Here is a 17,412-nt window from a genome sequence, read left to right as displayed (position 1 = left end):
ACCTGGAGGAAAGCATCATGTTCTCAAACGTAAAAATCGGTATCCGGCTCATCGCCGGCTTCATCCTCGTTGCCGCCATCAGCGCCGTGGTCGGCGTGATCGGCATCTCCAACGCCGGCAAGATCAACGATCTGGCCGACAAGATGTACGCCAGCGAACTGCTGGGGCTTTCCTACATCAAGGAAGCCAATATCGACCTGATCTACGTCGGCCGCGCCCGCGGCAACGCGCTGCTGGCCACCACCGCGGAGGAGCGCCAGAAGTACATGACGCTGACCACCAAGAGCCTGGCCATGGTCAAGGAAAACATGGACAAGGCCCGGCCGCTGTTCGTCCGTCCGCGCGCCAAGGAAATCCTGGCCAAGTACAACGCCGTCTGGGACGAGTACGAGAAGGAGACCATGCACACGCTGGCAATGGTGGCCAACGAGCCGCTGGGACAACGCAGCGACCAGCTCAACCTGACCATGCGCAGCACCGCCGAGAAGGCCCAGTTGCTGGACGACTGGATGACCGACCTCACCAAGATCAAGGAGGAGAACGCCAAGCAGGCGTCGGAAGCCACCACGGCCATGTATGAAAACAGCCGCACCATCATGATGGGCGCCATCGGCTTCGGCGTGGCGCTGGGCATCTTCCTCGGCTTCGTCATCAGCCGCAGCGTCACCAGGCCGCTGTCGAAGGCGGTCGATGCGGCCGAGCGCCTGGCCCAGGGCGACCTGACCATCAAGCTGGAAAGCACCGCCAAGGATGAAACGGGCCGCCTGCTGCAATCGATGCAGAAGATGATCGAGAAGCTGTCGCAGGTGGTGGCCGAGGTCAACAACGGCGCCCAGTCGCTGGCCAGCGCGTCCGAGGAAGTCAGCGCCACCGCGCAGTCGCTGTCGCAGGCGTCCAGCGAACAGGCCGCCGGCGTCGAGCAGACCAGCGCCTCGATCGAGCAGATGACCGCCTCGATCTCGCAGAACACCGAGAACGCCCGCGTCACCGACGGCATGGCCAGCAAGGCAGCGCGCGAAGCGACCGAGGGCGGCCAGGCGGTCAAGTCCACCGTGCTGGCCATGCGCCAGATCGCCAGCAAGATCGGCATCATCGACGACATCGCCTACCAGACCAACCTGCTGGCGCTGAACGCGGCCATCGAGGCGGCCCGCGCCGGCGAACACGGCAAGGGCTTCGCGGTGGTGGCGGCCGAGGTGCGCAAGCTGGCCGAGCGCAGCCAGGTGGCCGCGCAGGAAATCGGCGAGGTGGCCACCAGCAGCGTCAAGCTGGCCGAGCAGGCCGGCAGCCTGCTCGACGAGATGGTCCCCAACATCCGCAAGACGTCCGACCTGGTGCAGGAAATCACGGCCGCCTCGTCGGAGCAGTCGAGCGGCGTCAGCCAGATCAACTCCGCGGTCGGCCAGCTGAGCCAGACCACCCAGCAAAACGCCTCCAGCTCGGAGGAACTGGCGGCCACGGCCGAGGAAATGAGCAGCCAGGCCGAGCAGCTGCAACAGACCATGGCCTTCTTCCGCCTGGACGCCGTCACGCGCGCGCCGGCGGTACCGATCCGCAAGGCCGCAGCGGCACGCGCGGCACGCCAGGCCGGCGGCCGGCTCGGCGCGGGCAACCTGGCGCTGGCGGCGGCCGGCGAGGTCGACGAAGCCATGTTCGGCAAGTTCTGAGGGAGGCGGCCATGAACGCGCGCATCGAGGCGACCGCCCTCCAGGCGGCCAGTGACCGCACCCAATACCTGACCTTCATGCTTGGCGGCGAGGTGTTCGCCATCGGCATCCTGGCGATCAAGGAAATCATCGAGTACCAGGGCGTGACCGTGGTGCCGATGATGCCGGCCGCGATACGCGGCGTCATCAACCTGCGCGGCGCGGTGGTGCCGGTGATGGACCTGTCGGCGCGCTTCGGCCAGCCGTCGAGCGAAGTCGGCAAGCGCACCTGCATCGTCATCGTCGAGATGGCGCTGGACGGCGAGCGGCGCGATGTCGGCGTGGTGGTCGACGCCGTCAACGCGGTGCTGGAGATCGCCCGCGCCGAGATCGAACCGGCGCCGGCCTTCGGCGCCCGCATCCGCACCGACTTCATCGCCGGCATGGGCAAGGTCAACGGCCGCTTCGTGATCCTGCTCGACGTCGAGCGCGTGCTGTCGAATGCCGACCTGGACGCGCTGGGCGAAGGCTGGCCGGCGCCGGCCGCGCTGGCCGCGTGAGGCGAAGCGATGAGCGCCATCGACATCACCGACCAGGAGTTCGGCCAGTTCCAGCGCTTTATTTTTGCGGCGGCCGGCATCAGCATGTCCGACGGCAAGAAGGCGCTGGTCAGCGGGCGGCTGGCCAAGCGCCTGCAGCAGCACGGGCTGGGCAGCTATGGCGCCTACTTCCGCCTGCTCACCAGCGGCAGCGCGCCGCAGGAGGTGCAGACCGCGGTCGACCTGCTGACCACCAACGAGACCTATTTCTTCCGCGAGACGGTGCACTTCGACGCGCTGCGCGCGCACGCGCTCAAGACAAGCGAGCCGGGCCGGCCCTACCGGGTGTGGAGCGCGGCCTGTTCGTCCGGCGAGGAGGCGTACAGCATGGCGATGGTGCTGGACGACGCCCTCGGCCGGCGGCCCTGGGAGATTGTCGCCACGGATATCAGCACGCAGGTGCTGCGGCGGGCGCAGGCCGCGCACTATCCCGACGAGCGCGCGCGCCACACGCCGCCGGAGTACCTGCGCCGCTACTGCCTCAAGGGCCATGGCGAGCAACAGGGCACGCTGCTGGTCGCGGCGGCGTTGCGCGAACGGGTGCGCTTCGCCCAGGTCAACTTGAACCAGTCCCTGCCGTCACTGGGGACGTTCGACGCCGTCTTCCTGCGCAACGTGATGATTTACTTCAGCCCGGAAACCAAGCGCCAGGTGGTGGCCCGCGTTTTATCGTTGCTGCGCCCGGGCGGACTGTTTTGCATCGGTCGCTCGGAAAGCCTGAACGACATCAGCGACGCCGTGCAGCCGGTGGCGCCGTCGATGTTCCGCAAGCCCTGAACGCGCACGATTGATGCACCACATGGCCGGTGCGGATCGATGGTCTAGTCTTGAACGGCTGGACCGATCCATCCACCGGAGCCTACGCCATGTCACGCCTGATCCCCCTTCTACTGCTGACGCTGGCCTTGGCCAACGCCCAGGCCGCACCCCGCTACAACGTTGTCGACCTGGGCGGCAGCGACAGCAGCGCCTACGCCATCAACAGCCTCGGCCTGGTGGCCGGCGCTGAATACAACCCGTCCGGCGTGCCGCAGGCGGCATTGTTCCACGACGGCACCATCACAGGCCTGGGCACGCTGGGCGGCGCCAGCAGCACGGCCTACGGCCTCAATGCCCATGGGCAGTTGGTTGGCGGCAGCACCAACGCGGACGAAATGCGGCGCGCCTTCCTCTATGCCAACGGCGCCATGCGCGACCTTGGCACGCTAGGCGGCGCCGAGGCCGAGGCCAGGCGCATCAACGACGCCGGCCAGATCGTCGGCAGCGCCGCCAATGCGGACAGCCTCTGGCATGCCTTCCTGTATTCGGGCGGCGGCATGCGCGACCTCGGCACGCTCGGTGGCGAAATCAGCAACGCGTTCGACATCAACGTCCACGGCCAGGTGGCCGGCAACGCGGCCATCAGCGACGCCATCGCCTTTCACGCGGTCCACGCCTTCCTGTACGCCGGAACGGCGCTGCAGGACCTGGGCACCTTCGGCGGCACCAACAGCAGCGCCTGGAGCCTGAACGACGCCGGCCACGCGGTCGGCTACGCGGCCGTCACCGGCGACGCGGCCGACCATGCCTTCCTGTACGCCAACGGCGCCATGCACGATCTCGGCACGCTGGGCGGCACCTACAGCTTCGCCTCCGGCATCAACAATGCGGACCAGGTGGTGGGGGTCTCCAACATCGCGGGCGACGGCGGCAGCAGCGGCTTTCTCTACAGCGGCGGCGTGATGCTGGACCTGAACACGCTGATCGATCCGGCCACCGGCTGGCGCATCAGCGACGCGCACGACATCAACGACCAGCAGCAGATCGCCGCCAACGGCTGCAGGGCCGGCGTCTGCCGCGCGCTGCGGCTGGACCTGGCGGCGGCGGTGCCCGAGCCGGCGACATGGCTGATGCTGTCGGCGGGGCTAGGCCTGCTGGGCCTGGCCGCCCGCCGCCGTGCCGCAAGCGAAGGCGATATACGCTTCAAGCGCACGCAGGCCGCCGACGAGGCGCAGCGCCGGCGCAAAACCGACTGGATCGAGGTGCACGGCAACGCCGCCTGCGCCCGCATCACACTGGAGCACGGCGCGATGACCTTTGTCGATTACTTCGTCCTGCTCAAGACCGCGGAAGGCTGGAAGATCGCCAACAAGGCCTTCCACGGCCAGGCCGCCTGACGCCCTTCAATTGACGGCCGGGCCGGGAATCGGCATCGGCCACGCGATCTCGAACATCGCGCCGCCGGCGTCGCCGCGCCGGTACGAGGCCACGCCGCCGTGCGCCTCGGCGATGGCGCGCACCACCGCCAGCCCCAGCCCGCTGCCGCCCACGGCGCCGGCGCGCGCATGCTCGCCCCGGTGGAACGCCAGGAACAGCTTGCCTTCCAGACCCTCATCGATGCCGGGGCCGGCGTCCTCCACCTGCAGCAGGTACTGCGCGCCCAGCACCCGCGTGCGGATGTGGATGATGCCGGGATCGGCGTAGCGTCCCGCGTTGTCGAGCAAGGCCAGCAGGATTTGCCGCATGCGCGCGCCGTCGCAGCAGATACGCCCTTCCGCCAGGTCCAGCGCCAGCATGAAGCCGGCCGCCTCCATCTGCGGCGCCAGCAGGTCCGCCACGTCGCGGATGGCGCCGGCCAGGTCGCAGTCGGCCAGTTCCAGCTTCAGGTGGCCGCTGTCGAACATGCTCAACATGCGCAAGTCGTCGATCAGCCGCGACAGGCCTTCCACCTGATGCAGCAGGCCGCGGAACTGTTTTTCGTCCGGCTCGAACACGCCCTCGGCCAGCCCCTGCAGGCGGCCGCGCAGGATCGTCACCGGCGTGCGCAGCTCGTGGGCGATGGCGGCGTTCCACGTCACCATCTCGCGCTCCATGCGCTGCAGGCGTTCCGCCATCGCGTTGAAGTCGTCGACCAGCAAGGCGGTCTCGCCCAGCGAACGGTCGCCGGCCACGGCGCGCGCGGCCAGGTCGCCATGCGCCACGCGCCGCACGCTGTCGGCCACCGAGTTCAGCGGCGCCAGGATGCGCCGCGCCAGCCGCGCCGACGCCCAGATCGCGAACACCAGCGCGACCATCGTCACCGACGCCATCCAGATCCATTCGGTGCTGGTGGGGATTATGTCGGTCGGGCCGGACAGCAGGTCAGGCCGGTATTCGATCACCAGCGCATAGAACACGAAGGAACTCAGCAGCACGACCAGCGTCATGCCCAGCGAGACCACCAGCATGGCCAGCGTGATCTGCCGGTTCAGGCCGGGACCGCGCATCATTCCGCGTCCTCCAGCCGGTAGCCGACGCCGCGCAGGCTGGTCAGCACGCCGGCCAGGCCGCTGTCCTCCAGCTTCTTGCGCAGCTTGCTGACGTGGCTATCCACCGTGCGCTCCAGCGCGTTGCCCTCCGGCAGACAGGCCGCCAGCAATTCGCCGCGCGTGAACACCCGCTTGGGCGCGCGCGCCATGTGGGTCAGCAGGCGGAACTCGGTCAGCGTCAGGTTCAGCGGCGCGCGCTGGCCGTTCACGTCAGCGCTGGCCTGGTAGGTTTCCAGGTCGATCTCCAGCTGGCCGCAACGCAGCACGCCGGCGGCCGGGCCGATGCTGCGGGCGGCGGCGCGGCGCAACACGGCGCCCACGCGCGCGGCCACCTCGGCCGGATTGAAAGGCTTGACCACGTAATCGTCGGCGCCAATGCGCAGGCCCATCAGCTTGTCGATGTCCTGGTCGTGCGCGGTCAGCATGATCACCGGCGTATCGCCGCGCAAGCGCAGTTCGGCCAACACCTTCCAGCCGTCCACGCGCGGCATCTGCACGTCCAGCAGCACCAGGTCGGGCTTCAGCGACAGGTGCAGGTCGAGCGCGCTGCGGCCGTCCGCCGCGTGGACGGTGCGCAGGCCGTCGCGGGCCAGGTAGGCTTGCAGGATTTGGGCGATTTCGGATTCGTCCTCGGCGATGAGCACCAGCGGGGTTCCGGTTGAACTGGACATGAATAGCTTGAGAAAAAGTAACGATCTCCATCATATCTCCATATTTCCTCAATAGATAGGCCACGTTGGGTGGTTAGAGTCTCAGGTCCTGCATTCCCTCACGGAGGGAAAACACTTTGGACGACCAGTTATGCACATCAAGCACTTCACCCTCAAGGCCCTGCCGGCGCTGCTGTCCGGGCTCACCCTTCTGACCCTGGCCGCCTGTGACCAGGCCCCGCCCGACGAGACGCCGCCGCCGGCCAAGGTGTCGGCGCTGACGGTCGACGCCGGCCCGGTCGAACTGGCCGAGGACCTGCCCGGCCGCGTGACCGCCTTCCGCACGGCGGAGATCCGGCCGCAGGTGGGCGGCATCATCCAGCGGCGCCTGTTCGAGCAAGGCGCCGAGGTCAAGGCCGGCGCGCCGCTGTTCCAGATCCACACGGCGCCCTTCCAGGCCGAGGCCGACACGGCAGCCGCCGCGCTGCAACGCGCCGAGGCCGCGCTGGTGCGCGCCAGGATCCAGGCCGAGCGCATCCGCCCGCTGGTGCTGGCCGACGCCGTCAGCCAGCAAACCTATGACGACGCCGTCTCCCAGCGCGACCAGGCCCAGGCCGAAGTGGCGCAGGCCAAGGCCACGCTGGCGCGCCGCCGGCTCGACCTTGGCTACGCGACCGTGACGGCGCCGATCTCCGGCCGCATCGGCGAGGAGCTGGTGACCGAGGGCGCGCTGGTGGCCCAGACCGACGCCACGCCGATGGCGCGCATCCAGCAGATCGACCAGGTGTATGTGGACGTGCGCCAGCCGGCCTCGATGCTGCGCACGCTGCGCGGCGACGCCGCCCATCCGCCCACGGCCCATATCCTCGACAGCAGCGGCAAGGACTACGGCCTGGAGGCGCGCATCCTGTTCTCCGGCATCAACGTCGACGCCGGCACCGGCGACATGGTGCTGCGCATCCTTGTCGCCAACCCGGACCGCCAGCTGCTGCCCGGCATGTTCGTGCGCGCCCGCATCGCCCGCATGGCCGACGCCGACGGCATCCTGGTGCCGCAGCAGGCCGTGCTGCACGCCGGCGCCACCCGCGTGTGGGTGCTGGATCCCGGCAACAAGGCCACGCTGCGCGAGGTCAAGCTGGGCGGCCTGGTCGGCCACAACTACCTCGTCACCAAGGGCCTGAAGCCCGGCGAACGCATCGCCGTCGAGGGACTGGACCGCATCCAGCCCGACGCCAAGCTGGACATCACGCCATGGAAGCGCGACGCCGCCACCGCCATGGCCGGCGCGCCGGCGCACCGCTAATACTGCAAGGACTACGTCATGCCACAATTTTTCATCGACCGCCCGGTGTTCGGCTGGGTGATCGCCATCTTCATCGTGCTGTTCGGGCTGATCGCCATCCCGCAACTGCCGGTTGAGCGCTATCCGTCCGTGGCGCCGCCCAACGTCAGCATCTCCGCCAGCTATCCCGGCGCCACGCCGCAGACCATGAACGACGCCGTGGTCAGCCAGATCGAACGCGAACTGTCCAGCGTGAAGAACCTGCTGTACTTCGAATCCTCGGCCGACACCTCCGGTTCGGCGCAGATCACCGCCACCTTCAAGCCCGGCACCAATCCCGAGCTGGCGCAGGTGGACGTGCAGAACCGCCTCAAGTCGGTCGAGCCGCGCCTGCCGCAGGCGGTGCGCCAGAACGGCCTGTCGGTCGAATCGGCCGGTTCCGGCTTCCTGATGATCGTCGGCCTGAGCGCCAGCAACGGCAAGTACGACGAGATCGAACTGGCCGACTACATGGCCCGCAACGTGGTCGAGGAACTACGCCGCATTCCGGGCGTGGGCCGCGTGCAGCTGTTCGGCGCCGAGAAGGCCATGCGCATCTGGGTCGATCCCAACAAGCTGGTCTCGTACAAGCTGACCATGAGCGATCTGAGCACGGCGGTGGCGCAGCAGAACGCGCAGATCGCCCCCGGCCGCGTCGGCGACACGCCGGCCCTGGCGGGCCAGCGCGTGTCGATCCCGCTGACCGTGCAGGGCCAGTTGCAGACGCCGGAGGAATTCGCCGCCATCGTCCTGCGCGCCAACCTGGACGGCTCCAAGGTCGTCATGGGCGATGTCGCCCGCGTCGAGCTGGGCGCGCAGAACTACGCCAGCGCCACGCGCGAGAACGGCCGCGCCGCCACCGGCGCCGCCGTCCAGCTGTCGCCGGGCGCCAACGCGGTCAAGACGGCGCAGGCCGTGCGCGAGCGCATGCATGAGCTGAGCAAGACGCTGCCGGCCGGGATCACCTACTCGGTGCCGTTCGACACCGCGCCCTTCGTCAAGATCTCCATCGAAAAAGTGGTGCACACGCTGCTGGAAGCGATGGTGCTGGTGTTCCTGGTCATGTACCTGTTCCTGCAAAAGATACGCTACACGCTGATCCCGGCCATCGTCGCGCCGATCGCGCTGCTGGGCACCTTTGCCATCATGCTGTTGCTGGGCTTCTCGGTCAACGTGCTGACCATGTTCGGCATGGTGCTGGCGATCGGCATCATCGTCGACGACGCCATCGTCGTGGTCGAGAACGTCGAACGGCTGATGGCCACCGAGGGCCTGTCGCCCAAGGCCGCCACCTCGAAGGCGATGCGCGAGATCACCGGCGCCGTCATCGGCATCACGCTGGTGCTGACGGCGGTGTTCATCCCGATGGCGCTGGCCACCGGCTCGGTGGGCGCCATCTATCGCCAGTTCACGCTGTCGATGGCGGTGTCCATCCTGTTCTCCGCCTTCCTGGCGCTGACGCTCACGCCGGCCCTGTGCGCCACCCTGCTCAAGCCGGTCGATCCGGGCCATCACGAGAAGACCGGCTTCTTCGGCTGGTTCAACCGCCAGTTCGAGCGCATCAACCAGCGCTATGAAAGCGGCGTGGCGCGCGTCATCAAGCGCTCGGGCCGCGTGATGCTGGTGTTCGCCGTGCTGGTCGGCCTGCTGGCGTTCGCCTTCCGCGTGCTGCCGGCTTCCTTCCTGCCGGAGGAGGACCAGGGCTACTTCATCACCTCGATCCAGCTGCCGTCCGACGCCAGCACCGAGCGCACGCTCGACATCGTCAAGAAGTACGAGGACCACCTGGTGACGCGCAACGGCATCGCCAACAACCAGTCCATCCTCGGCTGGAGCTTCACCGGCAGCGGCCCGAACGCCGCCATGGCCTTCACCATGCTGAAGGACTGGGACAAACGCGACGGCGCTACCGTGCAGCAGGAAGTGGCGCTGGCGCAGGCGGTCATGTCGCAGACCACCGAAGGCATGGTGATGAGCGTGATGCCTCCCGCCATCGACGATCTCGGCAACTCGTCGGGCTTCTCGCTGCGCCTGCAGGACCGCGCCAACCAGGGCGACGCCGCGCTCAAGGCCGCGCAGGGCAAGCTGCTGGAGCTGGCCGCCAAGAGCCCGCTGATCATGGGCGCCTATCCCGAGGGCCTGCCCGACGGCACCAGCATCCAGCTCGATATCGACCGCCAGAAGGCGGAGGCGCTGGGCGTGGCCTTCACCAGCATCAGCGAGACGCTATCGGCCGCGATGGGCTCGCAGTATGTGAACGACTTCCCCAACCGCGGGCGCATGCAGCAGGTGATCATCCAGGCCGACGCCGGCGCCCGCATGCAACTGGACGACGTGCTGCGCCTGCACGTGCGCAACGCCGCCGGCGGCATGGTGCGCCTGAGCGCGGTGGTCACGCCGGTGTGGCGCGACATGCCGCTGCAGATGGTGCGCTACCAGGGCTATCCGGCCGCGCGCATCAGCGGCAGCGCGGCGCCCGGCACGTCCAGCGGCGAGGCCATGGCGGAGATGGAACGCCTGGCGCGCCAGCTGCCGCCCGGCTTCGCGGTCGAGTGGAGCGGCATCTCGCTGCAGGAGAAGCAATCGTCGGCGCAGGCGCCGATGCTGATGGCGCTGTCGATGCTGGTAGTGTTCCTGGTGCTGGCGGCGCTGTACGAGAGCTGGGCGATTCCGCTGTCGGTGATGCTGGTGGTGCCGCTGGGCCTGATCGGCTGCGTGGCCGCCGTGATGATACGCGGCATGCCGAACGACGTGTTCTTCAAGGTCGGCATGATCACCGTGATCGGCCTGTCGTCCAAGAACGCGATCCTGATCATCGAGTTCGCCAAGCAGATGCACCAGGATGGCAAGGGCCTGGTGGAATCGGCCATCGAGGCGGCGCGCCTTCGGTTGCGGCCGATCCTGATGACGTCGCTGGCCTTCGCGCTGGGCGTGCTGCCGCTGATGCTGGCCGGCGGCGCCAGCTCAGAGACCCAGCACGCCATCGGCACCGGCGTGTTCGGCGGCATGGTCAGCGCCACCTTGCTGGCGATCTTCTTCGTGCCGGTGTTTTATGTGGTTGTGTTGGGTCTCGTTGAACGGTTCGGCGCCAAGCGCCGGCCGGCCGCGGACCTCGTTGTGGAGCAAGCATGATGAGCAATATCCGTATCCCCGCTGTATTGGCCGTGGTCCTGCTGCTGGACGCCTGTTCGCTGACGCCGGTGCTGGAGAAGCCGCTGGCGCCGCTGCCGGCCAGCTATGGCGAGGCCGCCGCCCCGGCCTCTCCCGCCGCCAACGCGGCCGACCTGGGCTGGCAGGCCATGTTCGGCGACCCGCGCCTGCGCGCGCTGATCGACCTGGCGCTGAAGAACAACCGCGACCTGCGGCTGGCGCTGTTGAACGTACAGTCGGTGCGCGCGCAGTTCGACATCCAGGACAGCAACCGCCTGCCCACGCTGACGGCCAACGCCGGACTGGTGAAGCAACGCGCCGCCGGCGTGGTGGACAGCCAGAAGTCCGCCGGCCTGGGCATCAGCGCCTTCGAGCTCGACGTGTTCGGCCGCGTGGCCGCGCTGTCCGAGTCGGCCTTCGCGCGCTACCTGGCCAGCGATGAAAACCGCCGCGCGGTGCAGATCTCGCTGGTCGGCGCGGTGGCCGATGCCTACTTCGCCCAGCGCCTGGCCGAGGAACAGCTGCAGCTGACCGACCGCACGCTGGCCGACTGGCAGCGTTCGCTGGAACTGGCCCGGCAGCTGAAATCCGCCCGCCAGCGCAGCGGCCTGGACGTCGCCGAGGCGGAAGGCCAGGTCGCCACCGCTCAAGCCGACCGCGAAGCGCGCCTGCGCGCCGTGGCACTGGCCGGCAACGCGCTGGACCTGCTGACCGGCGTGCACGGACCGGATGGCCTGCCGCCCGGCATGGCGCTGGACCAGCAGCCGGTGCTGGTGCAATTGCCGGCCGGCCTGCCCTCCGATCTGCTGACCCGCCGTCCCGACATCCGCCAGGCCGAGCAGGCGCTGGTGGCCGCCAACGCCGACATCGGCGCGGCGCGGGCGGCGTTCTTCCCGCAGATATCGCTGACGGCCAGCCTTGGCTACGCCAGCCCCTCGCTGTCCGGCATGTTCGACAGCGGCAACCGCGTCTGGTCGTTCGCGCCGCAGATCACGCAGCCGCTGTTCAACCACGGCAGGCTGCGCGCCGAACTGCGGCTGGCCGAAGTACGTACATCCGCCGCCGTGGTCGAGTACGAAAAAGCCGTGCAGACCGCTTTCCGCGAGGTGGCGGACGGCCTCGCGGGCCGCGCCACCTACGGCCGCCAGCTCGAGGCCCAGTCGCGGGTGGTCAGCAGCGCCGCGCGGCGCCTGGAACTGTCCCGCCTGCGCTACGACGCCGGCCAGGACAGCCGCCTGGAACTGCTGGACGCCCAGCGCCTGCTGTACGCCGCCCAGCAAACCCAGCTGGAACTGCGCCGCAACGAGTTTGGCAACGCCGTGGCGCTGTACAAGGCGCTGGGCGGCGGCCTGCGCACCGAGTAGCGCCCGTTTGTGGGGCGTTTGATCCAGATCATATATTTTAGCGAAGGCGTTTGTTAGCCTGACTTTTTCAATTGACCTGGAGAACGCCATGTCCTACAAAACCATACTCGTCCACGTTGACAACTCGGAACATGCGCCGGGGCGTATCGATGTGGCGGCGCGTGTGGCCCGCGATCAGGACGCACACCTGATCGGCGCGGCCACCACCGGTATCTCGGGTGAGTTCTACCGCAACAGCGCCATGATGTATGGTGGCGTGGTGCCGCAGGACCAGCTCGACGACCTGGTCCGGAACGCCGAAAGCTCGCTGGAACGTTTCGAAGACCAGGCCCGCAAGGCCGACGTGCGCTATGAGCGCCGCATCAGCGACGACGAAGCCCAGAACGGCCTGGTGTTCCAGGCCCGCTACGCCGACCTGGTGGTGCTCAGCCAGTGCGAACCGGGCGAGGAAGGCCTGCTGATGGGCCCAGGCCTGGCGGCCTACCAGGCGTTGAACGGCGGCCGTCCGGTACTGGTCGTGCCGTACGCCGGCACCTACCCGCACATCGACCGCCACGCGCTGGTCGCCTGGGACGGCAGCCGCGCCGCCACCCGCGCCGTGACCGACGCGCTGCCGCTGCTGCGCCGCAGCGCCCGCGTGACGCTGGTGGTGTTCGATCCAACCCGTCAATACGGCGTGCACGGCGCCGAGCCGGGCGCCGACATCGCGCTGTTCCTGGCGCGCCATGGCGTCAAGGTCGAAGTCCTGCAGCAGCCCAAGCCGGAAGGCATGAACATCGGCGAGGCCTTGCTGTCGCTGTCGGCCGACCTCGGCAACGACCTGCTGGTGATGGGCGCCTACGGCCACCAACGCTGGCGCGAAACGGTGCTGGGCGGCGTCACGCGCACCATCCTGGCATCGATGACCTTGCCGGTGCTGATGTCGCACTAAGGAACGGCGATGAGCTACAAGACCATCGTCGTGCACTGCGACCAGTCGCAGCACGCCGCGGCCCGTTACGCGCTGGCCGCCAGGGTCGCCCTGGCCGCCGGCGCGCACCTGACGGGTGTCGCGCTCACCGGCATTTCGCGTTACGCGGAATGGAACGACAGCCTGGGCGCCTGGCCGCTGCCGCCGCACGTGCTCGACCATCTGCGCCACCAGGCCGGCGCCGCGCTCGCCACGTTCGAACGCGACGTGGCGGCGGCCGGCGTGGCACAGTGGTCCAGCAGCCTGTACGAGGACGACGCGGAAAGCGGCCTGCTGCAGCACGCGCGCTACGCCGACCTGCTGGTGCTGGGCCAGACCGATCCCGACGACATCCAGTTCGGCATCAGCCGTCCGCTGCCGCCGGAACTGCTGCTGCAAGGCGGCCGGCCGCTGCTGCTGGCGCCAAACATCGGCAATGCCCCGGCATCGGGCGCCTTCCGCCATCCGCTGCTGGCCTGGGACGGCAGCAATCAGGCCGCGCGGGCCTTCACCGACGCGCTGCCCTTGCTGAAGCTGGCCGAACGCATCACGCTGCTGGTGCTGAACGCCGACCACGACAAGGCCCGCCACGGCAGCGAGCCGGGCGCCGACATGGCGCTGTTCCTGGCCCGCCACGGCGCGCGGGTGGATGTGATGCGCGAGTTCACGACGCTGGAGACCGGCGCCGCCCTGCTGGGCGCGGCGGCCGAACGCGGTTGCGACTTGCTGGTGATGGGCGGCTACGGCCACCGCCGCCTGCATGAAACGCTGCTGGGCGGCGCCACCCGCAGCGTGCTGCGCGGGATGACGCTGCCGGTGCTGATCTCGCACTGAGACCAGCCCCCTCATTTAGTGCTGCAACACAAACCGTCCTGGCGCCGGACCCAACACCCGGCCCAGGCCCATCGCCGGCGGAACCACGCGATGCCGGTCGCCATGGCGCACCAGCCATTGCTGCCAGTGCGGCCACCATGAACCCTCTTTGCGGTCCGCGCTGTCCAGCCATTCCTGCGGGCTGTTGTAGCTGGCCCCGGCGACGTTGTCGGGATGGCAGCGATAGCTGCGGTTGGCATGGCCGGGCTCGGAGACGATGCCCGCGTTGTGGCCGCCGGACGCCAGCACAAAGTCGATCACCGCGCCGCTCAGCAAATGGATCTTGTACACCGAGCGCCACGGCGACACGTGGTCGCGCTCGGTGCCGACCACGAACATCGGCGTGCGGATGTCGGACAGCGCGATCGGCTTGCCCTGCGCCAGATAGCGCCCCTCGGCCAGGTCGTTGCGCAGGAACAGCCCGTGCAGATACTCGCTGTGCATGCGGAACGGCAGGCGGGTGCTGTCGGCGTTCCAGGTCATCAGGTCGTTGGGCGCGGTGCGCTCGCCCATCAGGTACTCGCGCATCATGCGCGACCACACCAGGTCGCGCGCGTGCAGCAACTGGAACGACGCCGCCATCTGGTCGCCGTCCAGGTAGCCCTGGTCCCACATCAGCGCATCCAGGAAGGCCAGCTCGCTGTCGTCGATGAACAGACCCAGTTCGCCCGGCTCGCTGAAATCGGTCTGCGCCGCCAGCAAGGTCACCGAGGCCAGCTTGGCATGCTTGCCGTGCTCGCCCGAATCGATGGCGGCCGCGGCGATCGCCAGCAGCGTACCGCCCAGGCAGTAGCCGACCGCGTGCACCGGCACGCCGCCGCCCAGCCGGTCGGCCTGCTCCAGCGCGGCAAACACGCCCAGCCGCAGATAGTCGTCCATGCCCATGTCGCGGTCGTGCTGGTCGGGATTGCGCCAGGACAGCATCAACACGGTGTGGCCCTGCTGCACCAGGTAGCGCACCAGCGAATTGTGCGGCGACAGGTCGAGGATGTAGTACTTCATGATCCACGACGGCACGATCAGCACCGGCTCGCGGTAGACGTGCTCGGTCTGCGGCGAATACTGGATCAGCTCGATCAGCTCGTTGCTGAAGATGACCTCGCCCGGCGTCACCGCCACGTCCTGGCCCGGCACGTAGCTCGGACCGGTCGGCTCGGGCACCGCCATGTCCGGCGGCGCCAGGCGGCGGCACAGGTCGCGCCGCCAGTTCAGCGCGCCCTCCATCAGGCTGCGCCCGCCGCTGGCGGCGGCCGCCCGCAGCACTTCGGGATTGGTCCACAGGAAGTTCGACGGCGAGTACATGTCCAGCAGCTGGCGGGCGGTGAAGGCCACCACTTCCGCATGGTGCGGCGCCACGCCGCGCACGCCGGTGGTGGCCTGGTTCCAGAACTGCTCCGCCTGTTTGAAATTCTGTGCATACTGCGCATACGGCCATTGGCGCCAGGCGTCGCTATCGAAACGGCTGTCGCCGCCGACATCGGACTTGCCGGCCCCGGCCAGCCCGCCCAGATAGCTGGCGGCCAGCTCGGTGCACTTGCCCGGCGCCACGGCCAGGTGCTGCAGCCAGTCCTGGAACGCCAGCGACATGGCGATCGGCGACACGCCGCCCGTCAGGCGCGCCATCTGGCTTTGCAGGTACAGGTCGAGCGCGTTGCTTTGCTCCTCGGCGGCCCGCTTGCGCGGCGGCGCCGTGGCCGGTACTACTTTCAGCTGTGCGGTTTTCACTTGTCCTCCTGGATGTAAGATGCACAGATTATGGTTGGGGCGCGTCCCCGAAGTATTTGATCTGGATCAAATACTTCCAGGAGGGCGCTCTCTAGACTGCCCTGCATTGTTAACCAACTCCCACAATCATGGACGCTTCCGACGACATTATCGAGAATATCACCTACGACGAACTGCATGTCGGCCAGACCGCGCGCCTGTGCCGCACGCTGACCAAGGAAGACATCGCCGCCTTCGCGGCCGTCTCCGGCGATGTGAACCCCGCCCACGTCGATCCCGAATACGCCGGCCACACGCTGTTCCATGGCGTGATCGCGCACGGCATGTGGGGCGCGGCGCTGATCTCGCGCCTGCTGGGCACGGTGCTGCCCGGCCCCGGCACGATCTACCTCGGGCAGACGCTGCAGTTCCTCAAGCCGGTGCGCGTCGGCGACGAGCTGCGCATCACCGCCACGGTGACGTCGATGGAGCCGGCCAAGAAACATGTGTTGCTTGACTGCGAGATCAAGAACCAGACCGGCGCGGTGGTGCTGAACGGCGTCGCCACGGTGATCGCGCCAAGCGAGAAGGTGCGCCGTCCGCGCGTCCACCTGCCGCCGCTGAGCCTGTCCCAGGTGCACGCCAATTATGCCAGCCTGATGGAGGCCGCGGCGCCGCTGACGCCGGTGCGCTGCGGCGTGGTCCATCCCTGCGACGAGGCATCGCTGCGCGGCGCGCTTGACGCCGCCACTCAGCAATTGATCGTGCCGGTGCTGATCGCGCCGGCGGCGCGGCTGCGGGCCCTGGCCGAGAGCGCCGGCCTGTCGCTGGAAGGCGTGGAGCTGGTGGACGTGCCGCACAGCCACGCGGCAGCCGCGCGCGCCGCCGCCATGGCCGCCGCCGGCGAAGTGGAAATGCTGATGAAAGGCAGCCTGCACACCGACGAGATGATCTCCGCCGTGCTGGCCGCGCCGGGGCTGCGCACGGCGCGCCGCCTGTCGCACGTGTTCCGCATCGAAGTGCCGCTGTACGACAAGGTGCTGCTGATCTCGGACGGCGCGCTCAACATCCAGCCCACGCTGGACGACAAGGTCGACATCGTGCAGAACGCCGTCGAGCTGGCGCACGCGCTGGGCACGGCGCAGCCCAGGGTCGCCATCCTGTCGGCGGTGGAGACGGTCACGCCGAAGATCCCGTCCACGCTGGACGCGGCGGCCCTGTGCAAGATGGCCGAGCGCGGCCAGATCAGCGGCGCGCTGCTGGACGGCCCGCTGGCCTTCGACAACGCCATCTCGCCGATGGCCGCGCGGGTCAAGGGCATCGTCTCCGAGGTGGCCGGCCATGCCGACATCCTGATCGCGCCCGACCTGGAGGCCGGCAACCTGCTGGCCAAGCAGCTCGAATACCTGGCCGGCGCCGCCGTGTGCGGCGTGGTGCTGGGCGCGGCCGTGCCGATCGCCCTGACCAGCCGCGCCGACGACGCCGCCGCCCGCACCGCCTCGGCCGCGCTGGCGCTGATGCTGGCCCACCGCTACCGCCAGCAGCACCCGTAAGACAAGCGCGCAATGCCGTAGATTCGTCATTCCCGCGCAGGCGGGAATCCAGTCATGCGGCGCATGGACTCCCGCTTTCGCGGGAGCGACGGCTGGCTCCCGGCGCCGTCTGTTTATTGATTTTTGATCTACATCAATTACACGCGCTGGACTGCCGCCGTACACTGCCCCCGCTGCTTGATTTTCGGCATCACCCTACAATCACCAGGAGTTTGACTATGTTCCAGCCTGCGCCGTTCGCCAGGCCACGCACCGCCGTGAGCGCGGCCGCGCTGGCCGCCGCGCTGTCCGCCGCGACGCTGCTGCCAGGCTGCGA

General features: G+C 68.6%; 12 protein-coding genes and 2 pseudogenes. 11 read left to right on the top strand and 3 right to left on the bottom strand.

Going from position 1 to position 17,412, the window contains the following annotated elements:
- The first annotated feature begins 17 nt into the window (after positions 1-17).
- From GTP90_RS22730 to GTP90_RS37450, 5 genes and pseudogenes are all read left to right on the top strand, one after another.
- Entirely contained in the window at positions 18-1,667 is a 1,650-nt protein-coding gene (locus GTP90_RS22730; RefSeq protein WP_161085678.1) for a methyl-accepting chemotaxis protein, read from the top strand.
- Positions 1,668-1,678: 11 nt separating this feature from the next.
- Complete coding sequence (locus GTP90_RS22725; protein WP_161085677.1) at positions 1,679-2,206, top strand: chemotaxis protein CheW; 528 nt, start codon at positions 1,679-1,681, stop codon at positions 2,204-2,206.
- Positions 2,207-2,215: 9 nt separating this feature from the next.
- Positions 2,216-3,022 carry a CheR family methyltransferase gene (locus GTP90_RS22720; protein ID WP_161085676.1) on the top strand — a complete coding sequence of 269 codons (807 nt, stop codon included), beginning with the start codon at positions 2,216-2,218 and terminating at the stop codon, positions 3,020-3,022.
- Between the two features lie 89 nt (positions 3,023-3,111).
- Positions 3,112-4,176, top strand: a pseudogene (locus GTP90_RS37075) (PEP-CTERM sorting domain-containing protein); the annotation flags it as partial.
- 27 nt (positions 4,177-4,203) lie between these two features.
- A pseudogene (locus tag GTP90_RS37450) lies at positions 4,204-4,401 on the top strand (nuclear transport factor 2 family protein); the annotation flags it as partial.
- Positions 4,402-4,407: 6 nt separating this feature from the next.
- Here GTP90_RS37450 and GTP90_RS22710 read toward each other — a convergent pair.
- Positions 4,408-5,490, bottom strand: a complete 1,083-nt coding sequence (locus GTP90_RS22710; protein ID WP_175048187.1) for an ATP-binding protein — start codon at positions 5,488-5,490, stop codon at positions 4,408-4,410.
- On the bottom strand, positions 5,490-6,203 hold the full coding sequence (locus GTP90_RS22705; RefSeq protein WP_161085673.1) for a response regulator: 714 nt from the start codon (positions 6,201-6,203) through the stop codon (positions 5,490-5,492). Before GTP90_RS22705 ends, GTP90_RS22710 begins: the two co-directional genes overlap by 1 nt.
- Before the next feature lie 130 nt (positions 6,204-6,333).
- On the opposite strand from GTP90_RS22705, the gene GTP90_RS22700 reads away from it, so the two are divergent.
- The 5 genes from GTP90_RS22700 to GTP90_RS22680 all read left to right on the top strand — a co-directional run bounded on the left by GTP90_RS22700 (position 6,334) and on the right by GTP90_RS22680 (position 13,800).
- On the top strand, positions 6,334-7,485 hold the full coding sequence (locus GTP90_RS22700; protein ID WP_161085672.1) for an efflux RND transporter periplasmic adaptor subunit: 1,152 nt from the start codon (positions 6,334-6,336) through the stop codon (positions 7,483-7,485).
- A gap of 18 nt (positions 7,486-7,503) precedes the next feature.
- Positions 7,504-10,635, top strand: a complete 3,132-nt coding sequence (locus GTP90_RS22695) for a multidrug efflux RND transporter permease subunit (RefSeq protein ID WP_161085671.1) — start codon at positions 7,504-7,506, stop codon at positions 10,633-10,635.
- Positions 10,635-12,017 (top strand): efflux transporter outer membrane subunit, encoded by a 1,383-nt coding sequence (locus GTP90_RS22690; protein WP_175048186.1) that lies wholly within the window; start codon positions 10,635-10,637, stop codon positions 12,015-12,017. Before GTP90_RS22695 ends, GTP90_RS22690 begins: the two co-directional genes overlap by 1 nt.
- 88 nt (positions 12,018-12,105) lie before the next feature.
- Positions 12,106-12,948, top strand: a complete 843-nt coding sequence (locus GTP90_RS22685) for a universal stress protein (RefSeq protein WP_161085670.1) — start codon at positions 12,106-12,108, stop codon at positions 12,946-12,948.
- Between the two features lie 9 nt (positions 12,949-12,957).
- Complete coding sequence (locus GTP90_RS22680) at positions 12,958-13,800, top strand: universal stress protein (protein ID WP_161085669.1); 843 nt, start codon at positions 12,958-12,960, stop codon at positions 13,798-13,800.
- Positions 13,801-13,815: 15 nt separating this feature from the next.
- Here the strand turns inward: GTP90_RS22680 and GTP90_RS22675 are convergent, their stop codons facing one another.
- Complete coding sequence (locus tag GTP90_RS22675) at positions 13,816-15,564, bottom strand: PHA/PHB synthase family protein (protein ID WP_371875112.1); 1,749 nt, start codon at positions 15,562-15,564, stop codon at positions 13,816-13,818.
- Between the two features lie 128 nt (positions 15,565-15,692).
- Here GTP90_RS22675 and GTP90_RS22670 point away from each other — a divergent pair, with 128 nt between their 5' ends.
- Positions 15,693-17,096, top strand: coding sequence for a bifunctional enoyl-CoA hydratase/phosphate acetyltransferase (locus tag GTP90_RS22670; RefSeq protein ID WP_161085668.1), 1,404 nt, complete (start codon positions 15,693-15,695; stop codon positions 17,094-17,096).
- Positions 17,097-17,412: the final 316 nt, after the last annotated feature.

The sequence above is a fragment of the Duganella vulcania genome (genome assembly GCF_009857655.1).
GTDB classification, from domain to species: domain Bacteria; phylum Pseudomonadota; class Gammaproteobacteria; order Burkholderiales; family Burkholderiaceae_D; genus Rugamonas; species Rugamonas vulcania.
This window is presented reverse-complemented; position numbering and strand designations above follow the sequence as displayed.

Excerpts from the sequence above, each read along its gene's own strand:
- GTP90_RS22730 (WP_161085678.1), top strand. The coding sequence starts at position 18 with ATGTTCTCAAACGTAAAAATCGGTATCCGGCTCATCGCCGGCTTCATC.
- GTP90_RS22725 (WP_161085677.1), top strand. The coding sequence starts at position 1,679 with ATGAACGCGCGCATCGAGGCGACCGCCCTCCAGGCGGCCAGTGACCGC.
- GTP90_RS22720 (WP_161085676.1), top strand. The coding sequence starts at position 2,216 with ATGAGCGCCATCGACATCACCGACCAGGAGTTCGGCCAGTTCCAGCGC.
- GTP90_RS22710 (WP_175048187.1), bottom strand. The coding sequence starts at position 5,490 with ATGCGCGGTCCCGGCCTGAACCGGCAGATCACGCTGGCCATGCTGGTG.
- GTP90_RS22705 (WP_161085673.1), bottom strand. The coding sequence starts at position 6,203 with ATGTCCAGTTCAACCGGAACCCCGCTGGTGCTCATCGCCGAGGACGAA.
- GTP90_RS22700 (WP_161085672.1), top strand. The coding sequence starts at position 6,334 with ATGCACATCAAGCACTTCACCCTCAAGGCCCTGCCGGCGCTGCTGTCC.
- GTP90_RS22695 (WP_161085671.1), top strand. The coding sequence starts at position 7,504 with ATGCCACAATTTTTCATCGACCGCCCGGTGTTCGGCTGGGTGATCGCC.
- GTP90_RS22690 (WP_175048186.1), top strand. The coding sequence starts at position 10,635 with ATGAGCAATATCCGTATCCCCGCTGTATTGGCCGTGGTCCTGCTGCTG.
- GTP90_RS22685 (WP_161085670.1), top strand. The coding sequence starts at position 12,106 with ATGTCCTACAAAACCATACTCGTCCACGTTGACAACTCGGAACATGCG.
- GTP90_RS22680 (WP_161085669.1), top strand. The coding sequence starts at position 12,958 with ATGAGCTACAAGACCATCGTCGTGCACTGCGACCAGTCGCAGCACGCC.
- GTP90_RS22670 (WP_161085668.1), top strand. The coding sequence starts at position 15,693 with ATGGACGCTTCCGACGACATTATCGAGAATATCACCTACGACGAACTG.